General features: G+C 42.5%; 12 protein-coding genes and 1 tRNA gene. 4 read left to right on the top strand and 9 right to left on the bottom strand.

Annotated elements, in window-relative coordinates; translation table 11 throughout:
* Window positions 1-22 precede the first annotated feature (22 nt).
* The 7 genes from BQ7997_RS06545 to sppA all read right to left on the bottom strand — a co-directional run bounded on the left by BQ7997_RS06545 (window position 23) and on the right by sppA (window position 6,854).
* Window positions 23-397: a virulence RhuM family protein gene (locus tag BQ7997_RS06545; protein ID WP_073344678.1), complete on the bottom strand. Its 375-nt coding sequence runs from the start codon at window positions 395-397 to the stop codon at window positions 23-25.
* A 2-nt stretch (window positions 398-399) separates the two neighbouring features.
* Complete coding sequence (locus BQ7997_RS06550) at window positions 400-1,635, bottom strand: site-specific integrase (protein WP_073344681.1); 1,236 nt, start codon at window positions 1,633-1,635, stop codon at window positions 400-402.
* Between the two features lie 243 nt (window positions 1,636-1,878).
* Window positions 1,879-1,951, bottom strand: a tRNA-Phe gene (locus BQ7997_RS06555).
* Window positions 1,952-2,111: 160 nt separating this feature from the next.
* Entirely contained in the window at window positions 2,112-3,146 is a 1,035-nt protein-coding gene (gene thiL / locus BQ7997_RS06565; RefSeq protein WP_073344687.1) for a thiamine-phosphate kinase, read from the bottom strand.
* 16 nt (window positions 3,147-3,162) lie between these two features.
* The gene (locus BQ7997_RS06570; RefSeq protein WP_044655499.1) at window positions 3,163-3,972 is read right to left on the bottom strand and encodes a purine-nucleoside phosphorylase; all 810 of its coding nucleotides are present in this window, start codon (window positions 3,970-3,972) and stop codon (window positions 3,163-3,165) included.
* Complete coding sequence (gene lpxK / locus BQ7997_RS06575) at window positions 3,935-5,065, bottom strand: tetraacyldisaccharide 4'-kinase (protein WP_073344690.1); 1,131 nt, start codon at window positions 5,063-5,065, stop codon at window positions 3,935-3,937. Before lpxK ends, BQ7997_RS06570 begins: the two co-directional genes overlap by 38 nt.
* A gap of 10 nt (window positions 5,066-5,075) precedes the next feature.
* Window positions 5,076-6,854, bottom strand: a complete 1,779-nt coding sequence (sppA, locus tag BQ7997_RS06580) for a signal peptide peptidase SppA (RefSeq protein WP_073344693.1) — start codon at window positions 6,852-6,854, stop codon at window positions 5,076-5,078.
* Window positions 6,855-7,094: 240 nt separating this feature from the next.
* Here sppA and BQ7997_RS06585 point away from each other — a divergent pair, with 240 nt between their 5' ends.
* Window positions 7,095-9,290 (top strand): GH92 family glycosyl hydrolase, encoded by a 2,196-nt coding sequence (locus BQ7997_RS06585; protein WP_073344695.1) that lies wholly within the window; start codon window positions 7,095-7,097, stop codon window positions 9,288-9,290.
* 159 nt (window positions 9,291-9,449) lie between these two features.
* On the opposite strand, the gene BQ7997_RS06590 is transcribed toward BQ7997_RS06585, so the two are convergent.
* Together BQ7997_RS06590 and BQ7997_RS06595 are read right to left on the bottom strand one after the other, a co-directional pair.
* Window positions 9,450-10,493: a FecR family protein gene (locus tag BQ7997_RS06590; RefSeq protein ID WP_022138076.1), complete on the bottom strand. Its 1,044-nt coding sequence runs from the start codon at window positions 10,491-10,493 to the stop codon at window positions 9,450-9,452.
* 54 nt (window positions 10,494-10,547) lie between these two features.
* Entirely contained in the window at window positions 10,548-11,135 is a 588-nt protein-coding gene (locus BQ7997_RS06595; RefSeq protein ID WP_073344698.1) for an RNA polymerase sigma-70 factor, read from the bottom strand.
* Window positions 11,136-11,462: 327 nt separating this feature from the next.
* On the opposite strand from BQ7997_RS06595, the gene BQ7997_RS06600 reads away from it, so the two are divergent.
* From BQ7997_RS06600 to BQ7997_RS06615, 3 genes are read left to right on the top strand one after another with little or no spacing between them, the layout of a single operon-like run.
* On the top strand, window positions 11,463-15,026 hold the full coding sequence (locus tag BQ7997_RS06600; RefSeq protein WP_083589181.1) for a TonB-dependent receptor: 3,564 nt from the start codon (window positions 11,463-11,465) through the stop codon (window positions 15,024-15,026).
* A gap of 11 nt (window positions 15,027-15,037) precedes the next feature.
* Window positions 15,038-16,816 carry a RagB/SusD family nutrient uptake outer membrane protein gene (locus BQ7997_RS06605; RefSeq protein ID WP_073344703.1) on the top strand — a complete coding sequence of 593 codons (1,779 nt, stop codon included), beginning with the start codon at window positions 15,038-15,040 and terminating at the stop codon, window positions 16,814-16,816.
* 13 nt (window positions 16,817-16,829) lie between these two features.
* A complete protein-coding gene (locus BQ7997_RS06615; RefSeq protein ID WP_159436749.1) occupies window positions 16,830-18,116 on the top strand; it encodes a family 43 glycosylhydrolase in 1,287 nt (428 codons plus the stop codon).
* The last annotated feature ends 11 nt before the right edge of the window (window positions 18,117-18,127 follow it).

Here is an 18,127-nt window from a genome sequence, read left to right on the forward strand (position 1 = left end):
CGAGTGGCTGGCGGAATGTACTTCAACTATACCATAGGTTGTTACCTCTGCTATAAGAAATAAACAATGTTATCGGTGTTACTCTTTTAGTGGCGCAGATTTCAGTTATTGCAAACCGTCTGAACAATGTACTTTCTCTACTGCATATCCTGAATGCAACAGCTATAATCATTTCAAGATTGTAAACATCATAACTGATACCATCAGCCTGTCTGACATACTTCTGTGTTTCAACCTCGTCCAGTTCCTTATTCTTGTATATGGAATGAATCGCCTTACGTATATCGCACGAGAATATCCCGAACAAGTCGGCAATCTCAAATTGCGTCATCCATACAGATGCAATAGGCATAGTGACTGCACCCGTTTCACTGATTGAAATTATTCCTCTATCCATATCTATCGCATTACTTTAGACATTACGCTCTTTACATTATTCATATCTCTCAGAATAGAGGAATCAAGTACACGTGCATAGTGCTGTGTCATTTTTATATTGGAGTGACCGAGCATTTTTGCCACATTCTCTATGCTCACACCGTTGGCAAGGCAGACTGATGTCGCATACGAGTGGCGGGCCACGTGTGTGGTCAAAGTCTTGTTTATCAGACATAAGTCTGCGATTTCTTTCAGATAGCTGTTCATTTTCTGATTGCAGGGAACTGGCAGCAATCTGTTTTTCTTTTGGCAAGCCGGATGTTCCGCATATTTACGGAGAATCTCCAATGGAATATCAAGCAAAGGAATGTTGCACATATTCTTCGTCTTTTGGCGAGGCTTGCGAATCCATAGGTTGCCGTTGGAGTCTTCTACGATATGTTCCGGTGCCAGTTGTTGCACGTCTATGAAGGCTAGCCCAGTGAAAGCCGCAAAGGTGAAAACATCACGGACAACTGTGATACGCTCTAACGAAAACTCCTTGTGATAAATGGTGAGCAGTTCGTCCATTGTCAAGAACTCGCGGATAACTTCTTTCTCATGAAACTTGATGCCGATGAACGGGTCTTTGGTTATCCATTCGTTAGCAAGCGCAAGGTTGGTTATTTTCTTCAGACACTTCATGTAACGGATAACCGTATTCTGTTGGCATTCCTTCTCTGTTTTGAGGTAGAACTCAAAGGCACGTACCAGTTCGCCATTGACTTCCGACAATGGCAAATCCTCCTTACCGTATTTCAGTTTGATAAGTTCTGTAAGGTAACGCTTGCAACTCTCATAGCGGCGAACGGTAATCAAGGCATAGTCCTTACCGACAAGTTCACGGCATTGGTCGTTATGTTCTTGGATGGTCTGGATAAGAGTGCGGACAGCTTTGGGTGCTTGGTCTTGTCCGAAGAACTTTTCCTGCAACAGGCGAGCGGTGATGAACTGTCCTTGTTCCTCCAGTTCATTGAAAGTCTGGTGGAGTTTGATTCTTGCATCCTCAATATACGCATTCAAGTCGCAGGATTTGCGGCTTTTCCCTTTGGCGCACTCCTTCGCCTGATTCCACAAGGCAGGCTCAATGCTCTTGCGGATGTTGTTTTCCACTCGCGCACCGTTCACGGTAATGCGCATACACACGGAGGCTTCCCCGTTTTTCAGCAGCTTGGCTTTCTTAATGAAGAAAAGCACATTGAATGAGTCTCTTTTCATGTTCCTACAGTTTTTCGTTGTACAAAAGTAGGAAACCATGCACGCTTTCTTGATACGCAAAATATTGCAAATCAGAGAGAAGTAAGCTTATTCGGTGGAGATATGTACTCCACCTATTTTGCTCCACCTTTTGGAACACCAGCAACTGTAATATTCTGCCGCTTTTTGCGTTCCGCCGGAAAACAAAAAATCCCGATTTCGTTTGGAAATCAGGATTTTACTGTCTTTTGCTTTTCTTCAAAGTGGTGCCACCAGGAATCGAACCGGGGACACAAGGATTTTCAGTCCTTTGCTCTACCAACTGAGCTATGGCACCTTGTGATTATTGGTTTAGTAATTTCTCATTTGCGGGTGCAAAGGTAGTGAAACTTTTGGATTCTGCAAGCCTTTCAGAAATAAAAAACACTGATAAAAAGTTAGTCGGCTTATTATCAGTGTTATATAGAGTGAAAATATTTTGCTGTATGCTGAATATTTTATTTATCTTCTTTTAATGGATTCCATCCCTGTGCTTTTAATTCAAACTCTTGTCCGTCGCGGGTGACCAAAGCACAGCCTAACTCCGGTTTAGTGATGTGACCGATGAGGCGGATACCTTCCATTTGCGATACTTTCTCATGCTCGGCAATAGGTACGGTGAAGAGAAGCTCATAATCTTCGCCGCCATTCATAGCGCAAGTCGTAAGATTCATATTGAATTCTTCTGCCATAACAGCAGTCTGATAGTCGATAGGGATATGTTCCTCGTAAACACGACAGCCGGCATTGCTCTGTTTACAGATGTGCATGAGCTCTGATGATAAACCATCGGAAACATCCATCATGGAAGTCGGGATGATGTTGGCAGCAGCAAGTTTCTCGATAATGTCCTTACGGGCTTCAGGTTTCAGTTGACGTTCCAATAAGTATTCTTTGCCGGTGAAGTCCGGTTGCACATCTTTTTCACCTTTTAATACGCTCTTTTCACGTTCCAGGAGTTGAAGTCCCATGTAGGCTCCACCCAGGTCACCGCTGACACAGATCAGGTCTGTCTCTTTAGCTCCGTTGCGATAGACTACTTTATCCTTATCCGCGTCACCTATGCAAGTAATACTGATGGTAAGTCCGGTAAGGGAAGAAGTCGTATCCCCACCTACAATATCGACATTGTATTGTTGGCAAGCCAGGCGGATACCTGCATAAAGCTCGTCCATATCTTCTACGCTGAAACGTTTGGATACTCCGAGAGACACTGTTATTTGCCTGGGAGTGCCGTTCATGGCGTAAATGTCGGAGAAGTTGACTACGGCAGACTTATAGCCCAAGTGCTTCAAAGGAACATATGTCAGGTCGAAATGTACGCCTTCCATAAGTAAATCAGTGGTTACCAGTATTTGTTTCTCGGATGGGTAGGAGAGGACTGCGGCGTCGTCACCCACTCCATATTTACTGGATTCATTTTCCAGTTTGATTCCCTCGGTGAGACGGTCGATTAGACCGAACTCACCGAGAGTAGCTATTTCAGTTCTCATAAATCGGGTTTAATGTTTAGGCACGGTTGATTAGTTCACGCATGATAGTCGTCATTTTCGGTTGGGCGGCGTCAGCAGCTTTCTGGACTTCTTCGTGCGTTACTTCTACGATTTTCCCTTCTACTCCCAAGTCGGTAATAACGGAAATACCGAAAACCTTGATTCCGCAATGGTTCGCGACTATCACTTCAGGAACGGTAGACATACCTACGGCATCAGCACCTAAGATATGGAATAATTTATATTCAGCGGGAGTTTCGAAGGTAGGGCCTTGAGTGCCAATATATATACCATGTTGTACCTTGATACCTTTCTCTTTCGCAATTTCGTCAGCTTTACGGATTAGTTCTTTGCTGTACGCTTCGCTCATATCCGGGAAACGGGGACCATACGGAATGTTTTTTCCACGAAGCGGATGTTCGGGGAAGTAGTTGATATGATCGGTGATAATCATCAGGTCACCGATTTCAAAGTCTGCATTCGTACCGCCACTGGCATTGGATACAAATAATGTCTTGATACCCAATTCGCGCATCACACGTACAGGGAAAGTAACTTCCTTCATCGAATAACCTTCGTAGTAGTGGAAACGGCCTTGCATAGCCATAATATCTTTATTGCCTAATTTACCGAAAATCAGCTTGCCGCTGTGGCCTTCGACGGTAGATACTGGGAAGTTCGGAATATCCGAATACTTTATTTCGTACTTCTCGGTGATTTCGTTCGCTAAACTGCCAAGTCCGGTGCCTAGGATAATGGCTGTCTCGGGACTCGTGTGCATCTTCTCTTTAAGATAAGCTGCGGTTTCTTGTATTTTCTCTAACATAGTCAATAATATGTTGGTTAAATTTATCTTGTTGATTTTGTAATATTTCTATTTCAATGGGCAGAGCATAAATAAACGGTTTCAAATCTTCGTCCAATCCCGGATGATTAACCAAACGTGTCGCATCCTTCTCGGTTGTGATTATCAATCGTTTTTCGCCTGTTAATCCTTTGAACCGTTCCTTTATCTGCTGCATATCTCTGTGAGTAAAATCATGGTGGTCGCCAAAAGATAGTGTCTCTATCTGTTTTGCGCAACCGTCCAACCTTTCCATAATGGGAGCAGGTGATGCAATACCTGTCACTAATAATACCTCCGTAGCCGTTAATGAAGACAAAGAGATTTCTTTGCTTGCCGTAGCCATATTCGCATCAGCTTCTCTAACTTCCTGCCGGAATATAGGTTGCAGGTTTCCATAACGGAACGATGAGAAGAACAACTGCTGATACGGGTAAAGGTTCAGCCGTTTAGTGATAATATTGTAATCAATAGGTTTGATGTCCTGCGGACATTTGGTAACGATTATGATTTGTGCCCGGTTCTTTCCACTGACAGGCTCTCGTAAACGTCCTGCCGGAAGCAGTGCATCATCACAGAAAAGGCGGTGATAATCAGTCAATAGAATACTTAATCCCGGTTTGACATAGCGATGCTGAAAAGCGTCATCCAGTAAGACGACATCTACAGCAGGCTTTTTCAAGGCAAGTAATTTCTCTATTCCATGGCAACGGTTTTCGTCAACAGCCAACGTGACGGACGGAAACTTAGTGTACATCTGATAAGGCTCGTCACCAATCGTCCTGGCAGTACTTTGGGGAGTAGCGAGCACATAACCTTGTGTACGCCGTTTGTATCCGCGACTTAGTACAGCCACCTGATATTTGTCATGAAGCAACTTTATCAAATATTCGGTATGAGGAGTTTTCCCTGTTCCGCCTACAGACAGATTACCAACACAGATGACAGGAACGTCGAAACTCTTCGACCGGAACAATCCCCAGTCAAAGAGCTTATTTCTTATGATTACCACTGCTCCGTATATCCACGAGACAGGATATAGCCATTTATGTATTTTGAAAAAGTGCTCGTCCATGCAGTACGGTTTATTTTATATTCAGTTCGAACGGAATGCGTGCCTGAATCATGGATTGTTCTTTTAAATTCTTCAGTAAGCCGAATTGTTGGTAATACTCGCCCAATTTACTTTTCAGAAGTTGGGATTCAACATAATTAGTCGGCTTCGTATCGAGTAGAGAAGACAGAAAATCCTGTTTGGCCGGATAAGATACTACGGTGTATCCCTCAATACCCGCTTTTGCTACGGCAATATTCAACGCCTTGTCAATACCTCCGAGCTCATCTACCAAGCCTAACTCTTTGGCTGTTTCACCTGTCCACACACGTCCTTCGGCAATCTTTTCGATTGCTTCCTTTGTCATATGGCGTCCTTCGGCACATCTGCCTACGAATGTGTCATATCCCTGAGTAATCATCATTTGCAACAATGACTTCTCACTCTCATTGAAAGGACGCATAATATTTCCGAAATCTGAATATTTATTGGTTTTTACCACATCATAAGTCAGGCCTATTTTTTCTGTCAGGCCTTTTACATTCGGAATCATTCCGAAGATGCCGATAGAACCGGTCAGCGTAGTGGGTTCGGCAACAATCGTATCGGCTACACAAGAGATATAATATCCTCCTGATGCCGCATAGTCACCCATGGAAACAATAACTGGCTTTTTCGCTTTCAACTCTTTTACTGCATGCCAGATTTGTTCCGAAGCAAAAGCACTTCCACCCGGAGAATTAACCCGGAGTACAACGGCCTTCACATCGTCATCTTCTTTCAACTTACGCAAATCACGGCTTACTTTAGGGCCTACGATGCCTTCTTCGGAAGCCGAAGAACTGGGATAGTCTGTGATTTCACCGGATGCATAATAAACGGCAACGATATTGCCACTTTTATCTTTAGGAACATTCTTTCTTACATTAATCATATCTGCCAGTCCCAATACAGGAAGGCGGTCATCCTTGTCTATTTCCACCATCTCCTTGAGATAGTTGCGTACGTCATTGCGATAAATTAATGTATCAGCCAATCCGCATTTCACGCTTTCTTCTGCCGGATAGAACATTAACATACGGTCTGCATAAGCATTGAGGGAATCGACCGGAAGACTACGGCTGGCAGCTACTCCTTCAGTCACTTGTCCCCAAATGGAATTGATGAAAACTGTTACTTGTTCGCGGTTGGCCGGGCTCATCTCAGTGGCGATGAACGGCTCAACAGCGGATTTATAGGTTCCTACTTTGAATACCTGCATCTCCACACCGATTTTCTGAAGAAGATCTTTATAGAAAAGAGGAGCGGAAGCGATACCCCGCCATTCGATCATGCCTTTGGGATTAAGCAGTACCTTGTCGGCTACACTGGAAAGATAATAAAGTCCTTGAGTATAAGAGTCACCATAAGCAATGATGAATTTCCCGCTTTCCTTAAATTCAAGCAATGCGTTACGAATCTCCTGTAAAGAAGCGTAGGATGCGCCCAATGAACTTGCCTGCAAATAAATCCCTTTGATGTTTTCATTCTCTTTGGCCTTTTTGATAGACGAAAGAATGTCGTCCAGTCCATATGTATTAGACCCGTCACCGAATAACTGGGATAAAATGCCCAACGGGTCTTCTTGCGTACGTTCCACTAACGTACCGTTCAAGTCGAGCATCATTACAGAATTCTTTTTTACTATCGTTTCTGTATCCGAAGCAGACATGATACCGAACAGCGTCACCATGCTGATAATAAATAATACAATACTTGACAAAATGATACCTGTCACCGTGGCAAGTGTGAATTTCAAGAAATCTTTCATTGTACTTATTGTTTTTTTGCGCCAGCTTATTATTAAGCTAACAAAGATAAATAATTGAGTTGATATTTATCCAATAAGTCGTACGATTTTTTGTTTTATCACAATGAATCTATATAAATCAGATCTTCTTTCGTTTAAGATTTAAGTATATTTGTCAATATGCAGTCGTCTTAAATGGGAAGAAATCTTTAATTTTGTGGCATGGTATGTGATGCGACATTAACTTAACACTATATTTGCATGAAAAGAAAAATCCCTTTGGTAACCACTGCTTTGGCAGGCTTATTCTTTTATTCTTCCTGCACCCCGACAGAAAAAACGGAAACGCAGGATTATACTCAATACGTTAATACCTTTATTGGTGCCGCTGATAATGGTCATACGTTTCCCGGTGCTTGTTATCCTTTCGGAATGGTGCAGACCAGTCCTGTGACAGGTGCGGTCGGTTGGAGATACTGTTCCGAATATGTTTATCAGGATACGTTGATTTGGGGATTCACCCAGACCCATCTGAACGGAACGGGATGCATGGATTTGGGAGATATTCTGGTAATGCCCGCCACTGGTACACGTGCCCGTGCATGGGATGCTTATCGTAGCCATTTCTCCAAAGATAAGGAAGCTGCCACTCCGGGTTATTATACGGTTGAACTTTCCGATCCTCAGGTGAAAGCGGAACTGACTGCTTCTATCCACGCGGCTCTGCATCGTTACACTTATCTTAAAGCCGATTCGGCTTCTGTCTTGATCGACTTGCAGCATGGGCCTGCATGGAGAGAAGAACAATACCATTCCCAAGTGAACAGTTGTGAAGTAAACTGGGAAGACGCACAGACACTGACCGGACACGTCAATAACACTGTGTGGGTAGATCAGGACTATTTCTTTGTGATGAAGTTCAACCGCCCTGTTATAGATTCTCTTTATCTTCCGATGGGCGAAACAGAAAAAGGCAAACGTATCGTTGCCACTTTTGACATGCAGCCGGGAGAGGAACTGATGATGAAAGTAGCCCTTTCTACAACCAGTGTAGACGGAGCAAAAAAGAACCTGGAAGCCGAAATTCCTGCATGGGACTTTGACGGAGTGAAAACTGCCGCCCATAATGAATGGAATAACTATCTGAGCCGTATTGAAATAGAAGGTACTGACGATGAAAAGACCAATTTCTATACCTGTTTCTATCATGCACTGATTCAGCCGAACCAGATTTCAGATGTAGACGGTATGTATCGCAATGCTGCCGACTCCATTGTGAAAGCCGGAACAGGAACTTTCTACTCTACATTCTCTTTATGGGATACCTATCGTGCCGCTCATCCGTTCTATACATTAGTGATTCCCGAACGTGTGGATGGTTTTGTAAATTCGTTGATAGAGCAAGGTGAAGTACAAGGCTTCCTGCCTATCTGGGCGTTGTGGGGTAAAGAAAATTTCTGTATGATTGGCAATCATGGTGTATCAGTTATTGCTGAAGCCTATCGTAAGGGATTCCGTGGTTTTGATGCCGAACGTGCTTTCAATATGATAAAGAAAACTCAGACAGTCTCTCATCCATTGAAGTCGAACTGGGAAGTTTATACAAAATACGGATATTTCCCGACCGACCTGATAAAAGCGGAGTCGGTATCTTCTACACTGGAGTCAGTGTATGATGATTATGCCGCTGCCGACATGGCACGCCGTATGGGAAAAGAGGAAGATGCCGCTTATTTCGCAAAACGTGCGGATTATTATAAGAACCTCTTCGATTCGGAAACTCAATTTATGCGTCCGCGTAAGGCTGACGGAACTTGGAAAGCTCCGTTTAATCCAAGTGCGTTGGGACATTCCGAAAGTATTGGCGGTGACTATACTGAGGGGAATGCATGGCAATATACCTGGCATGTACAGCACGATGTGCCGGGATTAATCAGTTTGTTTGGCGGTGAAAAACCTTTCCTGAACAAATTGGATTCTTTGTTCACAGTTAAGCTCGAAGGTGAAAGCCTGTCGGATGTGACAGGTTTGATCGGGCAGTATGCTCACGGCAACGAACCGAGCCACCATGTCACTTATTTATATGCATTGGCCGGTCGTCCGGAACGTACGCAAGAGTTGGTTCGTGAAATCTTCGATACCCAATACAAGAATAAACCCGACGGACTTTGTGGCAACGATGACTGTGGTCAGATGTCAGCCTGGTATATGCTTAGCGCAATGGGATTCTATCCGGTAGATCCGGTGAGCGGGGAATATGTATTCGGTGCTCCGCAATTGCCGAAGATGGTACTGCATTTAGCTGACGGAAAGACTTTCACTGTTATTGCAGAGAACTTGTCAAAAGAACATCTGTATGTGGATAGCATTACACTGAATGGAGAACCTTACACGAAAAATTCAATATCACATGAAGATATTGTGAAGGGTGGGACGTTGGTGTATAAGATGAAGTAATTCTCAAGCATTCTCACTGCGATGAGAAAAAATACTCATTGCAGTGAGAACTTTTTCTCATACCTATGAGTATTTATTCTCACTGTAGTGAGAATAATCCCTTGCTAGAACATACTGTAACGGCGCTTTTGGGATGTCTTAGGAACGTTTTCTAGTTTATTATTGCATAATTCTACTCACTTCTATACGTTGTTTCTCAAGTTTCCCGTCATTATTGGTTCTATTACTGATTTCTTTGCAACGAATAGGGGCGCTCATTTCAAGTAAACGTAATATTTCATTCAGAGACTCACCTTCAAAAGTTGCTTTATAGGAGTACTTGCCTAATTCAGGATCTTTCAGAATAAATTCCACATTATAAGTCTGTCCCAGGCGTTTGAATACATATTCCAGTGGATCATCCCTAAAAATGAGTATTCCATCTTTCCATGAACACCATTTATATGTATTGGTTTTGTTGACCTTATACAATGAAGTTGCCAGATTGTAATCAATTTTCTCTCCCGGTGAAAGGGAAATTGTCTTTTGTCTATCGAGAGTTACCGCTACTTTTCCTTTTACCAACGTTACTGCCGCTATATTATCAGGAGCATATGCATTAACATTGAATGCAGTGCCGGTAGCTTCTACTGCCAATCCTTTTGTTTTTACGATGAAAGGATGCTCTTTATCGGATTCTACTTCAAAATAAGCTTCGCCTTGCATGGAAACCACCCTTTCTTTACCTCTAAATTGGGCAGGATATTTCAGGGAACTTCCGGCATTCAGCCATACCTTCGAACCATCGGGGAGATTCACTACCGACCAAGTGCCGTAAGGAGTAAATAATTCCTGGTAAGTTTCTGCGATTAGAGGATCAGGCTTAAAATAAAGATGAGCGGATAATATCAGCAACGGGAGAAGCAAGATAGCTGCAATTTGCTGCCAATAATATAGGAAAGACAACTTGGGACGAGCGGATACCGGTTGGCTTTTATGACGAATCTGTTCCATCACTTTTCTTTGTGCATTGTCCACGTCTATCTCTTCCGGGTTAAAAGCCGGATGGGTAACTTCCCATATGTTTTTTTGTACAAGAAAGCTTTTGTAGTTTTCGGGAGTAGCTGATACCCAGATCTCCAATTCCTTGATATCTTCTTGTGTCGCCTCTTTCGAGAGGTATTTGGAAATTATAATCTCTATGTCCGAATCTTTATGTATCATATGCATTTTTACCTTATATATAATAGACGTTTCAGAAAGAAGAATCCACATCCATTAGTGGAAAAGAAAGAAAAAAAATAGTAGATAAAAATCTTTCAATAAAATACGAAGCTGTTTCAAGGCCTTACTGATACGTACTTCCACTGTTCTGACAGAGATATTCAGACGATCTGCGATTTCTTGATATTTAATGTTTTCCAACCGGCTCATCTCAAAAACTTCCCTTTCCTGAGGCGGCAATTGTTCCAATGCATTTTTTAATTGTTGGCATAAATCGGAGTATAGTATGTAGTTCTCTGTCGTATCTATATTAATAGAGGGGGATTTAAGCTCATAGGCAATATGTTCGTTTATAATTCTTCGATGCCGCAATTCGTCCAGGCAATAATTCCGAACCGCTTTCAGCAAATATGCTTTTAGTGAGAGTTCTATTTCCAGTGTCTTCCGGTCATTCCATAATTTGAGAAATATATTTTGTACAATATCCTCACAGACTGATTTTTCCGGGATATATGTACCGCCAAACAACACCAGGTCTTTATAATAAGCACGGAATATTCGGGTAAAAGCCTGTCGGTCATCCTGTTTCAATGCTATAACCAGGAAACGATCATTGGCGGTATGTTGTTGGGTATCTGACATAGTATTGCAGTAGAAATTCTGTTGTTGGGGTAAAAATAGAAAGATTATTTGGGATAAACGATAGTTTGAAGAAAAAATAGTTCGGATAAAAAATAATGCGGTAAGAGATGTGGCTTTTATTTTTAGAAACGTCTTATTGGTAGAAACGAGAGAAACACACACTTTTATTAACCTTTAAATAATACAAGTCATGGGAAAAACATAATCAGTAAATTTAGCTTCTGACAACTGATAAAAAAAGGAAGGTCTGACTCACCTTCCTTTCCAAAGATTCAGTTATTCGTTAATCAACTTATTTGTAGAACCAATAACCAAACATGTAAAGGTATGAAACTTATTTCAATTAGGAAAATGAAAAAGAGAATTAATGTACCTGCGAATGTAAAAATGGGGAATTTTTGTGCAGTATGGCTGTTTTGTCTTGTCTTGCAAGCAATTAGTATGCCTGTTTGCGCACAGTCTGCCAAGATTACATTGCGATTGAAAAATGTGACCGTAGAGGAGGTTTTGACCAATATTGAAAAACAGACAAACTATCGTTTTCTGTACAATAAGGATATTGTCGATGTAAACCGTATAGTGGATATCTCCGTGAGAAATGAAAGGATGACTCAGGTATTGGATAAACTGTTTAAAGGTGAGGGAGTATCTTACGTCATTGAAAAACGCCAAATTGTACTGAACAGAAATTCGTCTTGGCAACAGGGGAACAAACGAACGGTCAAGGTGACAGGAAAAGTAGTGGACGAATCGGGTGAGACGCTTCCGGGAGTAACCGTTATGATAGAAGGGGCTACACAAGGAACTATTACCGGTCTTGACGGCAGCTACCTGTTGCAAGTTCCGGAAGGTTCGACACTGAAATTTACTTCAATAGGCTATATCACATATATACAGAAAATCACAGGGCCGATAACATTGAATGTGACGATGAAAGAAGATTCGAAACAATTGGATGAAGTTGTTGTGGTGGGGTATGGAACCCAAAAGAAGATAAACTTGACGGGAGCCGTTTCAACCATCAATGTTGAAAAAGAACTGGATTCCCGTCCTTTGACTAATCTTTCAATGGCATTGTCCGGGATGAGTGCAGGAGTGCAGACATTGCAATCGTCCGGTAAACCCAACAGTGATATGGCGACCATACGTATCCGTGGTATTGGAACATTGAACAATTCCAACCCTTTAGTATTGGTTGACGGGATGGAATTATCATTCAATGATATAAATCCCAATGACGTTGCTTCAATTTCCATCTTGAAAGATGCCGCTTCATGTGCTATCTATGGTAATCGTGGGGCGAATGGTGTTATAATGATTACCACAAAGGAAGGGAAAAAAGGCAAGACATCAGTGAATTATTCAGGAAAGTTTTCCTTGAACCAACCGTCAAATCTGATTCAGCTTGTGAGCAATAGTGCCGATTATTTCGAATTAATGAACGAATCAGCCCGGAATATCGGGCAAAGTGATATTTTCAGCCAGAACACGATAACAGAATGGAGAGAAGCGGCGAAAAATCCTAATGGTCTTGCAGAGTCCGGTTATCCTAACTATGTCGCTTATCCGAATACCGATTGGTATAAAGAACTGTTTCAGAATAAAATAATGAGCGAACATACGATTTCGGTTGTTGGCGCTTCCGACAATGTGAATTATAATTTTTCCGGTTCTTTCCTGGATAACCCGGGACTAATACAAGATACGGGGCTTCGGAAATATTACATACGCTCCAATATAACTGTGAAAGTGAAGGACTGGTTGCAGATAGGCAACCGTTCGCACGGTTATCATACAGACCAGGATCGGAATGAAGTGGATGCTTTTACAGGTGGAATACATGGGCAGAAGCTTCCACCGGATATTTATCCTGAATATGATGGAAAATTAGGACTTCCCGAAGCGGTAGAAGAAGATCCGACATCTTCCAACCCTCTTCATTTGTTAGCTTCTTCGGGCGGTTCTTTCAAATATGAACAGTTAAATACTTCTATGTTTGCAGATGCTACAATCCTCAAAGATTTTGTGTATCATGTTGAGTTTGACTATATGCGCTATCGCCATGATGCCGACTGGCTTTCCAGGCAAGTCGGGAGATATAGTTTTAGAAGAGACAAACAGGTGGAGCAACCTACAACTTTAGAGAATATGTCGAAAGCGGTTTATTCGGAAGAATCCAAAAGATGGCGCTTCGTACAGACATTGGATTGGACTAGAAGTTTTGGAAAACATGATTTGGGAGCACTTGCAGGCTATGAAGCCATACGTAACTGGGGATTTAATACGGATATGGCAAAACAAGGAGCTGCCGACGCAAGCTTGACAGACTTGTCTACATATACGGAATTGAGCAATATAACGGGAGCTACCTGGGAAAATACTTCCCGCTCTTTTTTCGGTCGTCTGACCTATGCTTATAAAAGCAGATACCTGTTTGAAGTAAATGCCCGTTACGACGGTTCCTCTCGTTTTGCGCCGGAAAGCCGTTGGGGATTTTTCCCGTCTTTCTCCGGTGGATGGCGTGTCTCGGAAGAATCATTCATGCAAGGTTCGCCTTTTGACAATCTGAAAGTACGTTTGTCGTGGGGAAAGTTAGGAAATAATAGTATTGGAGACTATGAATGGCAGGCTACTTATTCCGGAAGTAATTATATTTTTGGAGATAAACTGACCTCGGGATTGGCGCAGACCGTAATTGCTAATCAAAAATTGCGTTGGGAGAGTGTGACACAGGCTAATCTCGGATTGGATTTCGCTATATTGAATAATAGGCTGGTTGGAGAATTTGATATTTACAATAAGGTTACCGATGGCATCCTTTACCGTCCGGGTGTTTATGCTACGATGGGAAACAAGACACCTGCCCGTCAAAATTATGCCGAGGTTACCAATAAGGGCGTTGAATTGACATTGAACTGGAACGACCGTGTCAATGAATGGTCCTATTCTCTCTCCGGGAATTTCTCTTATAATAAGAATTATGTCAGCAAATTTAAAGGAACTTTAAAGAATAGCTGGGAATATGACGGGAACGGCAATTATGTCTATAAGTCGAATCTGGGAGATGTGTCTGACGGCGGGGATAACAGGATAATTGAAGGACATATTATCAATGAATATTATCTGAAAGAGCCTTATAAGGGGGATGCCACTTATTTCTTCAATAACGGGTTGGTTAATCCTGCCGGAGGGCCTAAAGACGGAATGATTCGTACGGAACAGGATATGCAGTGGTTGAAAGCGATGCAAGATCAAGGTTACGTATTCTATCCTAACCAAAAAATAGGAAAGGCTAATTTATGGTATGGCGATTATATTTATGCTGATATAAACGGGGACGGACTTTATGGAAATGACTATGATAAGAAATTTCAGAAAGTATCGTCAGTTCCGAAATATTATTATGGATTGCAGGGCGCGGTGTCATGGAAAGGATTTGATGTTTCCATGAATTGGCAGGGAGCGGCAGGCTTTTCCATTTATTGGTATTCGGTAGGACAAAATTCCACATCCACGATTTTGGGCTATGGATTATCGAAAGAACTTCAAAAAGACCATTATTTTTATGATCCGGAGAATCCCGACGACCCTCGTACCAATTTACATTCGAAGAACTCACGCCTGACGCTTAATCAAACCAATCAGGCAACAGAAGCGAGTACATTGCATCTCGAAAAAGGTAATTTCCTGAAACTGCGTAACCTGACTATTGGTTATACGCTTCCGCAAACATGGACACGGAAGTTTTATGCCAATAAAGTACGTGTCTATTTTTCAGGTGAAAACTTGTTGACTATAACCAAATTCTCAGGTATGGATCCGGAAATGCAGACTGGTATGGGATATGTTACAATGCGCCAGCTTGCGTTAGGTATTAATATTAATTTTTAATCTGTACGACAATGAAAAAGACTATCTCGATTATTACACTTGGCGGCATATTAATGTTGTTTGTCTATGCTTGTTCTGCAGACTTTTTGGATACGAAACCGGCTAATGTCATATCTACAGCCGGAGTTTGGGATAACGCAGAGCTGGCAGTTCAAGTTGTGAATGGAGTATATAACGCTTTGCGGGCCGATTACGCGACCAATAGTGGCTATGACGGCGAGTTGCATTTTTATGATTATCGCTCCAGCATAATGGATATGGACCGTAACTGGATTTGGCATACACCGACGCTTTTCGGAGTAGCCACTCCTTCATCAACAGAATTTCTCTCAGCCTGGAAGCGTTATTATGAATTGATTCACAGAGCTAATGATGTAATAGCTAATATAGGAAAGACACCCGATATGAGTGACGGGAAGAAAGCGCAATATATTGCAGAGTGTAAGTTTCTTCGGGCGTATAATTATTATCGGATGAATATTTTATGGAAAGGAGTCCCGCTTTATTTGGAACCGGTGACAGCCGAGGAATGTATAAAAGGGCGTTCTACAGAACAGGAAATCTGGAATGCAGTGCTGGCTGATCTGACAGCTTGTGTCGAAGAACCGAACCTGCCTGCCAAGTATGCTGCCGGTAGCTCGGACTACGGACGGATCACAAAAGCTGCCGCCTATTCATTGCGGGGGAAAACTTATTTGTGGCTGAAACAATATGATAAGGCGGAAGATGATTTCAGGGCAATCACTAAGATGGGGTATTCATTATTCGGAGATTACAAAGCTCTTTTTAAGGAAGCTAACGAACGTTGTGATGAAATGATATTTACCATTCCTTGTATAGAAAACCCTTCCGGTTACGGGTCTGTTTTTAATTGGGCTTTTGGTAACCGGACAACGAGTGGTTCAGGGTGGAACAATTATCTGCCGAATCCTGCCTTTATAGACAGTTATGAGTGTGCGGACGGCAAACCGTTTGACTGGGATGATTATCTTCCCGGTTATTCTACGATGACTCCGAGAGAACGTTCCGTATTTTTCTTGCGGGATAACCTGACTGACGGGGAGATTAAAATAATGGGAAGTTATGGTGCTGATATGGAGCAATATCTTCCCAGTGGAAATGAAGCGCGTATTAAGGCCGCTTATGCAGGCAGGGATCCGCGCCTGGCTATGAATGTGATAACCCCTTATTCCACATATCTGGGTGGTGTGACAGGCTCGGCAGTCTCATATACATTGCGCTGGCCATATCGGGGCTCTGACGATGCCGAACCTTATGATATCCGGACGGACACTAATGATAAGTTTTATTACTTGATCCGGAAGTTTGTGTATGAAGGTACGGAACATACGATAATGGAGCGTTCGCCGATTGATATTCCATTGATCCGTTATGCAGATGTGCTTCTGAATCTGGCTGAAGCACTGACAGAACAGGGAAAATGGGAAGAAGCCATACCCTATGTCAATGATGTCCGCGGCAGAGTAGGAGCACAGGCGTTGAATACCAACGATTATACCACAGTAAAAGGCTTGGACGATATGCGCCAACGTGTCCGTAAGGAGCGATATTGGGAATTGGCTTTTGAAGAATATATGTTCTTCGATGAACTCCGATGGGGAACATGGAAAGAGAAAAAGTTTTATGAAGGCAACGGGTTGATGGAAGTCTGGGGAAATACTACCTATTCTTATTTGTGGGGTGGTGATTATCTTTGGAAATGGGCGATACCTGCTTCGGAAATGGAAAAGAACTCAAATTTAGTACAAAATGATGGATGGAATAATTAATATGAAAACACATATGCTTATTATAATAAATTTATTAGCTACACTGATGTTTGTTGCATCATGTAAGCAAGATGCGGAGGGGGCTTTTTTCTTTAAGATAGAAGATGGATTACAAGAATGGCATGTGGAAGCAGAAGGAGGTGAGCAGGAATATACAGTAGAGGCTAATGCTCCATGGCAGATTGTGCATAAAGGGATAGGTACATGGGCTAAAGTTTCTCCTCGCAGAAGTGAGGGAGCGGGAAGTTTTCTGATAACAGTCAAGGAAAATGAAAGTGAGGAAGAACGTTCCGTGTCACTTGCCGTGCAGCTGGCAGGAAAGGATTATCCTGTCACTATTTCTATTACTCAGGAAGGCAAGCCTTCGGAGCCTGTTCCACCGGTAGAGGAAGATTATCCGATAGTGTATAATTCATTCCGTGTGCGTGATCCGTTTATTTTTGCGGATCCCGTATCTGAAAAATATTATTTGCATGTTCATGCAGACGACGCGCTATATCCGACGGCAGCCAATCAGATTGCCGTGGCTGTTAGCCGTAATTTGCGTGATTGGCGGAAGGCCGGAATCAGCTTTGAAGCACCGGCAAGTTTTTGGGGAAAGACTGATTTCTGGGCTCCCGACCTTTATTATTATGAAGGCAAGTATTATATGTTTGCTACTTTCAGCGGGGCGGATGAAGTACGGGGAGCATCCGTATTGGTATCTGATAAACCGGAAGGGCCGTTTATTCCATTAGTCAACAGGCCGATTACTCCTAATGGATGGCAAGCATTGGATGCTGCACTTTTTGTTGATGAAAACAAGGATCCGTGGATTGTATTCAGCCATGAATGGACGCAAATCTCCGATGGGACTATTGTCGCGCAGAAATTGACAAAAGACTTGAAAGAAGCGGCTGACGAACCGGTGACCTTGTTTGCGGCAAGTGCGGCGCCTTGGGTTATTAGAAATTCGTATTATGTATCAGACGCTCCATTCCTGTACAGGGCAAACAATGGTGAACTTCTGATGCTATGGTCCAGTTTCTTGTTGGGAAAGGACGGGAACGGGCAATATACTATCGGCGTAGCCCGCTCTCAATCGGGAAATATTCTCGGACCTTGGATACAGGATCCTCAACCGTTAAATCCGGATGATAATGGGGGGCATGCCATGATTTTTAAAGATTTTGATGGAGTTTTACGCATCTCGTACCATTCTCCTAATACTCCGGGAGGCAGTGAACGGCTTACGATACATCGGATTGTTGATAATGACGGACAATTGTCTATTGATTTTTCCTCGGCATTAAGTAATTAAAACTGATACAG

Origin of the sequence: Bacteroides congonensis, from assembly GCF_900130125.1 — a bacterium.
GTDB classification, from domain to species: domain Bacteria; phylum Bacteroidota; class Bacteroidia; order Bacteroidales; family Bacteroidaceae; genus Bacteroides; species Bacteroides congonensis.